This is a genomic window from Oryzihumus sp., assembly GCF_054325275.1.
The window spans coordinates 1-8,988 of sequence record NZ_JBTCWL010000104.1 but is presented as its reverse complement, the minus strand read 5'-3'; the positions used below and the strand labels follow the sequence as shown (position 1 = coordinate 8,988).

9 protein-coding genes are annotated in these 8,988 nt (G+C 72.2%); 7 read left to right on the top strand and 2 right to left on the bottom strand.

Translation table 11 applies throughout. From position 1 onward, the window contains the following. From ACXVGS_RS18100 to ACXVGS_RS18090, 3 genes are all read left to right on the top strand, one after another. Positions 1-1,810 (top strand): class I tRNA ligase family protein (locus ACXVGS_RS18100; RefSeq protein WP_458537298.1); only part of this gene is annotated, 1,810 nt, incomplete at its 5' end. Next, positions 1,810-3,207 carry a bifunctional folylpolyglutamate synthase/dihydrofolate synthase gene (locus tag ACXVGS_RS18095; RefSeq protein WP_458528263.1) on the top strand — a complete coding sequence of 466 codons (1,398 nt, stop codon included), beginning with the start codon at positions 1,810-1,812 and terminating at the stop codon, positions 3,205-3,207. The genes ACXVGS_RS18100 and ACXVGS_RS18095, both read left to right, overlap by 1 nt. A 50-nt stretch (positions 3,208-3,257) precedes the next feature. Continuing rightward, positions 3,258-3,824 (top strand): DUF4190 domain-containing protein, encoded by a 567-nt coding sequence (locus ACXVGS_RS18090; RefSeq protein WP_458537297.1) that lies wholly within the window; start codon positions 3,258-3,260, stop codon positions 3,822-3,824. A gap of 21 nt (positions 3,825-3,845) precedes the next feature. Here ACXVGS_RS18090 and ACXVGS_RS18085 read toward each other — a convergent pair whose 3' ends face one another. Beyond that, complete coding sequence (locus ACXVGS_RS18085) at positions 3,846-4,997, bottom strand: alpha/beta hydrolase (RefSeq protein ID WP_458528265.1); 1,152 nt, start codon at positions 4,995-4,997, stop codon at positions 3,846-3,848. 161 nt (positions 4,998-5,158) lie between these two features. Here ACXVGS_RS18085 and ACXVGS_RS18080 point away from each other — a divergent pair, with 161 nt between their 5' ends. The 3 genes from ACXVGS_RS18080 (at position 5,159) to ACXVGS_RS18070 (ending at position 6,995) form a co-directional block, all read left to right on the top strand. Continuing rightward, positions 5,159-5,572 carry a DUF4233 domain-containing protein gene (locus tag ACXVGS_RS18080; protein WP_458528266.1) on the top strand — a complete coding sequence of 138 codons (414 nt, stop codon included), beginning with the start codon at positions 5,159-5,161 and terminating at the stop codon, positions 5,570-5,572. Between the two features lie 10 nt (positions 5,573-5,582). Continuing rightward, positions 5,583-6,005, top strand: a complete 423-nt coding sequence (gene ndk / locus ACXVGS_RS18075; protein WP_458528267.1) for a nucleoside-diphosphate kinase — start codon at positions 5,583-5,585, stop codon at positions 6,003-6,005. 207 nt (positions 6,006-6,212) lie between these two features. After that, positions 6,213-6,995 (top strand): hypothetical protein, encoded by a 783-nt coding sequence (locus ACXVGS_RS18070; protein WP_458537296.1) that lies wholly within the window; start codon positions 6,213-6,215, stop codon positions 6,993-6,995. Between the two features lie 44 nt (positions 6,996-7,039). Here ACXVGS_RS18070 and ACXVGS_RS18065 read toward each other — a convergent pair whose 3' ends face one another. Next, entirely contained in the window at positions 7,040-7,573 is a 534-nt protein-coding gene (locus ACXVGS_RS18065; RefSeq protein WP_458528269.1) for a MarR family winged helix-turn-helix transcriptional regulator, read from the bottom strand. A gap of 86 nt (positions 7,574-7,659) precedes the next feature. Here ACXVGS_RS18065 and ACXVGS_RS18060 point away from each other — a divergent pair, with 86 nt between their 5' ends. Continuing rightward, the gene (locus ACXVGS_RS18060; RefSeq protein WP_458537295.1) at positions 7,660-8,919 is read left to right on the top strand and encodes an MFS transporter; all 1,260 of its coding nucleotides are present in this window, start codon (positions 7,660-7,662) and stop codon (positions 8,917-8,919) included. Positions 8,920-8,988: the final 69 nt, after the last annotated feature.

Below are 8,988 nucleotides of genomic sequence, written 5' to 3'. Positions count from 1 at the left end.
CCGCAACCGCTTCTGGGGCAGCCCGATCCCCGTGTGGAAGTCCGACGACCCGAACTTCCCGCGCATCGACGTCTACGGCTCGTTCGAGGAGCTCGAGCGTGACTTCGGCGTCGAGGTCACCGACCTGCACCGGCCCTTCATTGACGAACTGACCCGGCCCAACCCCGACGACCCGACGGGCCGCTCGACGATGCACCGGGTCGCCGACGTCCTTGACGTGTGGTTCGACTCCGGCTCGATGAGCTTCGCGCAGGTGCACTACCCGTTCGAGAACGCCGAGTGGTTCGAGCACCACTTCCCGGGCGACTTCATCGTGGAGTACATCGGCCAGACCCGTGGCTGGTTCTACACGATGCACATCCTGGCCACGGCGCTGTTCGACCGGCCGGCGTTCCAGAACTGTCTCAGCCACGGCATCGTGCTGGGCAACGACGGCCAGAAGATGAGCAAGTCGCTGCGCAACTACCCGGACGTCTCCGAGGTCTTCGACCGCGACGGCGCCGACGCGATGCGCTGGTTCCTCATGTCCAGCCCGATCCTGCGCGGTGGCAACCTCATCGTCACCGAGCAGGGCATCCGCGACGGGGTCCGCCAGGTGCTCATCCCGCTGTGGAACGCGTGGTACTTCTTCTCGCTCTACGCCAACGCCGCCAACGGTGGCGCCGGCTACGAGGCGCGGTGGTCCACCTCCTCGGAGGACGTGCTCGACCGCTACCTGCTGGCCAAGCTGCGCGACCTCGTGCAGGACGTGCAGGGCCAGCTGGACGCCTACGACGTGGCCTCGGCGTGCGACTCGGTGCGCGGCTTCCTCGACGTGCTGACCAACTGGTACATCCGGCGCTCGCGGGAGCGGTTCTGGGACACCGCCGGTGACGGTTCGGCCTCGGCCGCGTTCGACACCCTCTACACCACCCTCGAGGTGCTCACCCGGGTCGCGGCGCCGTTGCTGCCGTTCACCACCGAGGAGATCTGGCGCGGCCTCACCGGTGGCCGCTCGGTGCACCTCACCGACTGGCCGGTGGCCTCCGACCTGCCCTCCGACGAGCCGCTCGTCGCGGCGATGGACCGGGCGCGGGAGATCTGCTCCACCGCCCTGGGCCTGCGCAAGGCCAACGCGCTGCGGGTGCGGCTGCCGCTGCAGGACCTGACCGTCGTCACCGAGGACGCCGCCGCGCTGGAGTCCTTCGGCGCGGTCGTCGCCGACGAGGTCAACGTCCGTACGGTCACGCTGGTGGACGTTGCCTCGGCGAGCGAGGCGGACTTCGGCATCTCCCAGAAGCTGACCGTCAACGCCCGCGCCGCCGGTCCGCGCCTGGGCAAGCAGGTCCAGGTCGCCATCAAGGCGAGCAAGTCCGGCGACTGGAGCGTCCAGGAGGACGGCACGGTCGTCGCCGGCGGCCTGCCGCTGCAGGAAGGGGAGTACACCCTCGAGACGGTGGTGGCCGAAGACGGCCATGGCGAGGGCAGCCGGGCCACCGGCATGCTGCCGGGCAGCGGGTTCGTCGTGCTCGACACGACGGTGACGCCGGAGCTGGCCGCCGAGGGCCTGGCCCGCGACGTCGTCCGGGCGGTGCAGCAGGCCCGCCGCGACGCCGGCCTGGACATCAGCGACCGGATCAGCCTGACCGTCACCGGCGACCAGCAGGTGTGGGAGGCCACCGTGGCCCATCAGCAGCTCATCATGGAGGAGACCTTGGCCACCCAGTTCGGCTCCGCTCCGGAGCTCGAGGCACTACCCCTGGGCGATGGCGTCGTGGAGACGACCGTCGGTGACGGCCAGGCCGTCCGCATCCTGGTGAAGAAGCTCTGATGGCGCCGTCGTCCGGCCGCCCCGACGCGGCCCAGCAGCACGCCGCCGAGCAGCTCGAGCTCCGCAAGCGGATGCGGGAGGTGGAGCAGGAGATCCTCTCCCGCACGCCCGAGCACGACCTCGAGCCGTCCCTGGACCGCATCGCCGCGGTGATGGAGCTGCTCGGCGACCCGCAGAAGGCCTTCCCGGTCATCCACGTCACCGGCACCAACGGCAAGACCTCGACGACCCGCATGATCGAGCGGCTGCTGCGCGAGGCCGGCCTGTCCACCGGCCGGTTCACCTCGCCGCACCTGCACGACATCCGCGAGCGGATCGCCTTGAACGGCAAGCCGATTCCGCCGGAGAAGTTCATCGCGGCCTATGACGAGGTGCTGCCCTACGTCGAGATGGTCGACACCAAGTCGGTCGACGAGGGCGGCCCCCGGATGACGTACTTCGAGGTCGTCGTGGCCGTGGCCTACGCCGCGTTCGCCGACGCCCCCGTCGACGTCGCGGTGGTCGAGGTCGGCATGGGTGGCTCCTGGGACGCGACCAACGTCGCCGACGGGACCGTCGCCGTCGTGACCCCGATCGCCCTGGACCACGAGCGCTTCCTGGGCTCGTCGGTGGAGGACATCGCGACCGAGAAGGCCGGCATCATCAAGGAGGGCGCCATCGCCGTCATCGGCGTGCAGGAGCCCGAGGTCACCGAGATCCTGCTCGAGCGCGCCGCCGAGGTGGGCGCCACACCGGCGGTGGAGGGGAGCGCGTTCGGCGTGCTGGCCCGTGACCTCGCCGTCGGCGGCCAGCAGGTGTCGATCCGCGGCCTGTCCGGGGACTACAACGACCTGTTCTTGCCCCTGCACGGCGCCCACCAGGGGCACAACGCGGCCATCGCGCTCGCGGCGGTGGAGGCGTTCATCGGGGGCGGCGAGCAGCCGCTCGACATCGACGTCGTGCGTGCCGGCTTCGCCGAGGTGTCCTCCCCGGGCCGGCTGGAGATCGTGCGCCGCTCACCCACGGTCCTCGTCGACGCGGCGCACAACCCCGCCGGCGCCGAGGCGCTGAGCGCGGCGCTGGAGGACTCGTTCAACTTCGCCCGCATCATCGGCGTCATCGCCGTGCTCGCGGACAAGGACGCCACGCAGATGCTCGAGATCCTCGAGCCGGTGCTGGACGAGGTCGTGGTCACCCGCACCACCTCACCGCGGGCCATGAGCCCCCGCGCCCTGGGCGACCTCGCCACCGAGATCTACGGCGAGAACCGCGTCACCGTCGTCGACAGCCTGCCCGAGGCCCTCGACCGGGCCGCCGGCCTGGCCGACGAGGGCGGCGTCGCCGGGGGCGTGCTGGCCACCGGCTCGATCACCACCGCGGCCGAGGTCCGCCTCCTGCTGGGCGTCACCGAGGTCTGAGCCGCCGTGTCGCGTTGACGGTGTTCCCCCATGGCCCCATGCTCCGGGCCATGGGGGAACACACTGCCGGCGACCGGTTCCCGGCCACGCCCGTGCGGCCCACACCGGACAACACCATCGGGCTGCTGGCCCTGGTCCTCGGGGCGGTCAGCTTCGTGGCCGGTGGCTTCCTGCTCGGCATCCCGGCGATCGTGCTCGGCGTCAAGGGCCGCCGCAGGGCCGACCACGGGCTGGCGAGCAACCGTGACCAGGCCACGGTCGGCATGGTCTGCGGCATCGTCTCCACGGCGACGTCGGCGATCGCGATGGTGGTCATCGCGCTGTTGCTGCTGTTCGTCACGGCGTGGCCCGGGCACGGGTCGTCCTCGTCGTCCGGCGGCAGCACACCTGTGCTCTACCGCGCGACAGGCCCCGACCCGATCTCCATCCAGGAGCAGGCCCTGCGCTACCTCGGCGACTCCGGGCGCAGCGTCACCGACCTCCAGTGCGACCCGCTGCCGAGCCTCGGCCGCGGCAACCAGACGCACTGCACCGGCACGACCGACCAGGCGGTCGCGGTGCAGCTGAGGGTCACCGTCCTCGACTCCCACGGTGACCTCGGGTTCGACGACGAGTGAGCCCGGGACGCCGTCACGGGCTCAGCTCGTGGGTGCGAAGCCGGGGACGTTGCGTCCCAGCCAGGTGAGCGCGCCGGGCAGGAGGCCGATCCAGACCCCGGCGCGGTGCCCGGCGTGCTGGAGCACGATCGCATCGATCGCCAGAGGTGGCCGGGCGACCTTGAGCAGGGCGGCGCTCGAGGTGTACGACACGGGGTCGGTGTGGGAGGTCTCCATCCACAGGGCCACGGGCGGTGGGCGCCGGTGAGACAGGGCGACCAGGTCATAGCGCCGGGCCAGCGCGCTCCCGGGGGCGTACGGCTCGTAGTTCGGGCCGAACTCGGGTCGGAAGTAGCCACCCATGACCACGGCGGCGCTGTACTGCGCCGGGTGGAGCATTGCCGACATGGCGGCGCACCATCCGCCTGAGGACAGCCCGATCGTCGCCCACGAGGACCGGTTGGTGCTGACGCGGAACGTGCGCGCTACCCACTCGGGCACGTCCCGGGTCAGCCAGGTCTCCATCTGCGGGGTGCCCGGGCGTCCGTTGACGCACTCGGTATCGGTGCCGGTGGGGATCTGCAGGTCGGGGGAGACGATGAGCGCCGGGCGCATCCGGTGCGCCGCCACTTGGTGGGCTATGGCTGAACCCAGTCCCATGGTGCGCACCCAGTTGAACGGGCCGCCGGGGTAGCCGTGGAACGTCTCCAGCACGGGGTAGCGGACCGAGGCGTTGGCGGGGTTGGTGTAGCCGTCGGGCAGGCGCACGACCACGCTGCCGGTGATTCCGCTCATCGGCCCACTGACCGAGTAGATCAAGTCGCCGGAGCCATCCGTCGTGGTGGCCAGCGCCGGCAGGACGGCGGTCCCACGTTTCGCGGCGGCGCCCGCGACCGCACGCGATGCCGCGTCGGTGGCGGTGGCGCCACGCTTGACCGCCGTCGTCGTGACCGTGTTGCTCAGCGCGCCCTTGAGGTCCGTCCAGTCCGCGAAGAAGAGGAACTGCGCGTTGAGCTGCGTCGCCGCGGTCAGCAGCACCAGCGCGTTGACCCCCAGCAGCAGCCCGGTGCGTCGGGCGAAGCGGCTCCACCCGCGGCCCGAGAGCGAAGGCCACAAGATGATGAGGGCGACGAAGGAGGCCACGGTGGCGACCGCCACCAGTGTCAGGAACAGCCACCCGGTCAACGAGAACACGGTGCCACCTGCTCCTCCCCGGTCACCCGGACGCACCGGGACGCGGCGTCGTCGGCCGCTCAGGGCCACCGTAGGGACGGATGCTGCACGGGTGCTGAGTGCCGGCTGGGGATCGGCTGCCCGCGGAAGGGCGGCCGTGCCTCCAATGGGAGACTGGAGCCGTGCTGAGCTCCCTGGTCCTCTACGGCGTCCCCGAGAAGATGACGCGTCGCCTCGCGGCGACCGTCATCGGCAGCCAGGGCCTGGCGGTGTTCTTCGGTGCCCTCGTGGCCCGCGCCCTGGCCGAGGCCCGCGGCGAGTCGAGCTCGGGCGCCTTCCTGGCGGTGGGGAGCGCCATCGCGGTGCTGTGCATCCTGGACGCCGGCATGCTGCGCCGCCCGTGGGGGATCACCCTGGGATGGGTGCTCCAGCTCGCCACGCTGCTGTCCGCGTTCGTCGTGCCGATGATGCTCGTCGTGGGCCTCATCTTCGGGGCGCTGTGGGTCACCGCGCTGGTGCAGGGCGTGAAGATGGACGCGCTCACGCGGGCGCACGCGGCCGAGGCCGGCTCGGTCACCCCGCCGGCCGATCGGTAGGCTCCGGCCCATGACTGAGCGTTCCCTGGTGTTGGTGAAGCCCGACGGCTTCAAGCGCGGACTCTCCGGCGAGGTGCTGCGGCGGATCGAGGCCAAGGGCTACACGCTCGTGGCCCTGTCGGTCTTCGTCCCCGACCAGGACCGCCTGGCGCTGCACTACGCCGAGCACGAGGGCAAGCCGTTCTACGAGCCGCTGGTGGACTTCATGTCCAGCGGCCCGGTGACCGCCGCTGTGATCGAGGGGGAGCGCTGCATCGAGGGCTTCCGCGCCCTGGCCGGCGCCACCGACCCGACGGCGGCGCTGCCCGGCACGATCCGCGGCGACCTCGGCCGCGACTGGGGGCTGAAGGTCCAGCAGAACATCGTGCACGGCTCGGACTCCCCGGAGTCGGCCAAGCGCGAGATCGAGATCTGGTTCCCCGGGCTCGCCTGAGCCCCGCCTGACCCGGCAAGGCCCGTCCCGCAGCCGTGGGACGGGCCTTGCGCATGCTCAGGCAGGTATGCCGCGTGGCCGGCCACACCCGGCATACCTGCGCCGCGTGCAGGTTGCCAAGGTCGCGGGCCGGTCCTTGACTGACGGCGAGGCGCAGGGCTGGGTCCGGCCGGATCCATGGCCCGGTCGCCGTGGAGGTGACGGCTCATGGCGACACGACCGGAGTACGTGAGCACGGACGGACCCACCTCGGAGACCAGCGTCGGAGGGCTGCCTGGCCCGGACCGTCCGATGATGCGGTTCGCAGCGCTCTCGGGCGTGCTCGGCGTGCTGGTCGAGGTCGCGATGGACCAGCTGCACCCCGGGAAGGCGCCACCCAACGACAGTGCAGCGTCCTTCCTGGAGTACAGCCGGTCGAGCACGTGGACCGCGGTGCACATCGGCCAGTTCGCCGGGGCGCTGCTGATCTCGCTGATGCTCCTGACCGTTGCCCGCCTCGGGTCCGTCCGTCGCGGCGCCGTCGGCGTCCTCGCGGCCGTCGGTGGTCTCGCCGCGGTGCTCTACTCGGCGGTGTTCGCCGTCCAGATGGCCGTGGACGGGGTGGCGCTCAAGGGGGCGGTCCACCGGTGGGTCACGGCTCCCGACCCGGCCGCGAAGGAGGCCGCCTTCCTCACCGCATCCGCGGTCCGGGACGTCGAGAAGGGGCTGGCCGGGTTCTTCCAGATGCTCGGCGGGACGTCCCTGTTCGCCCTCGGCCTGGGCATCGTCATCGGGGGCCTGCTGCCCCGGTGGCTGGGGTGGGTGGGGGCCCTCGCCGGCGCCGGCCTCATGGCCGGAGGGGTCCTGACCGCACACACCGGGTTCTCCTCCACGGCATCTGCCGTCCTCCTGGGGCCGAGCGTGCTCCTGCTCGTCTTCGTGCTCGGTGCCAGCGTGCCCCTGTGGCGCGGCCCCGGGGTGGTCCCCGCCGCGACCCCACGCGCCACGTGACCGCTGCCGGCGCGACCCGTGCCGGCTGAGCAGCGGCGCCCGGCTCAGCCCGGGGCCACCTCGTCCAGGCCGGCGATGACGACCTCGAGCAGGGAGGCGAGCTGCTCGCGCTGGGCGTGGGTGAGCGGGGCGAGCACGTCGGACTCGACCAGGTTGGCCTCGCGGATCGCGGCCTTGAAGGTGGCCCAGCCGTCCCCGGTCAGCGTGACCAGCACGCGGGTGCGGTTGTCGGGATCGGCGGCCCGCGCGATCAGGCCCCGCTGGGCCATGCGGTCCAGCCGGTGGGTCATCGACGAGGCGGCGACGTTGGTGGCCTCGGCGAGCTGGCTGGGCGTCATCGCCCCGCCGTCGCCCGAGGTGGCCAGCCGGGCCAGCACGCCCCACTCCCCGGCGGACAGGTCGAGGTCGGCCAGCTGGTGGGCGTACCACTGGTTCATCCGCCGGGCCAGGCCGTGTACGGCGGTGATGACCCGCTGCACCGACTCCTCACCGCCGGCGGCGACGTAGGCCGCCACGTCGGCCCGGTAGCGCTGGTGCTCGGACTCCCGGCGCGCTCTGCCCCGCTTCGCGTTGCTCATGGGCGCCATCCTGCCATGCTAGAGTTTCGATCTCGAAATATTCGATAAGCAAGACTACAACCTGCAACTGTGAAAGGACCGGTCCGGTGAAGCGCGCCCGTCTGCTGATCCTGGCTTCCACCGTCGGCATGCTCGGCTGGGGCACGGTGCTGCCCTACCAGTACGCGTATGCCGCCAACACCCGTGGGTGGGGCGGTCTCGTCGCCGCCGGGGCCTCGAGCCTGTTCTCCATCGGCGCCCTGGTCGCCGCGCCCGTCGCCGGTCGGCTGACCGACCGGCTCGACCCGGTGCGGGTGTTCGTCGTGGCCAAGCTCGTCGCCGCGCTGGGCACGGGCTCGCTGCTGCTGGCGGAGACGCCGGGGCTGTTCCTCGCCGGCATGTTCGTCTTCGGCGTCGGGCTGACCGGTGCCGGGCCGGCGCAGTCCGTGCTCGTCCTGCGGTGGGTGGGCCAGGCCGACCGTCGCCGCGTGTTCGCGTGGCAGTTCACCGGTCAGGCGCTCGGCATGGCGGTGGGGTCGTTCGTGGCCGGCTACCTCGTGGACCTGCACCGCGCCCACGGCATGTGGCCGGCCTTCGCGGCGGCGGCGATCGGGTTCACCGTCTCGGCCGCGCTGATCGCGGCCACCGGTCTCGGCCCGGCCGCGGAGCCCGAGCCGGCGGGCCGCCCGGAGGAGGCCGCGGCCGGGACCGGCGCGGCCGGCATACGGCTCATCCTGGCCAGCCCCGCGCTGCGGTGGACCGCCCTGGTGACGGTGACCCTCGCCCTGGGCTTCTACGCACAGTTCGAGAGCGGGCTGCCGGCCTACGCGATCACCGTGCTGTCGGTGCCCGAGCGCACCGTCGGCACCGCCTCGGCGGTCAACTGCCTCGTCATCATCCTGCTGCAGATGGTCGTCACCCGGTTCACCGCCGGCCGCTCGGCGCCGGCCCTGCTGGTGGTCGTCGGCGCGGTCTGGGTCGCCTCCTGGGTCCTGCTCGCGCTCGCCGACCACGTGCCTGCCCTCGCCGGGGCGCTGTTCGTGACCGCGTTCGGCGTCTTCGCCCTGGGCGAGACGATGTACGCCCCCGTGCTCAACCCGCTCACCGCCAGCCTCGCGCCGGCAGGCATGGTCGGCACCACCCTCGGCGTCTTCTCCGCGCTGCAGACCGGCGTCTCCGCAGCCGGCCCGCTGCTGGCCGGCCTCGCGCTCAGCGGGGGCACCGGGGGAGTGTTCCTCGCTGCGCACGTCGGCATCAGCGTCCTCGCCGTGGGCTCCGCCTGGCGGCTGTGGGTCCTGCTGCGCGGCACGGCGGCCGAGGCACCTGTCGCAACCCACCCCGAGCCGGCGCCTGCGCCGGTAGCCTGATCCCACCACCAGGGGACCAGGGGACCAGGGGAAACAGCCATGCCATCTGCGCGGCCGCGCGCGCTCGTC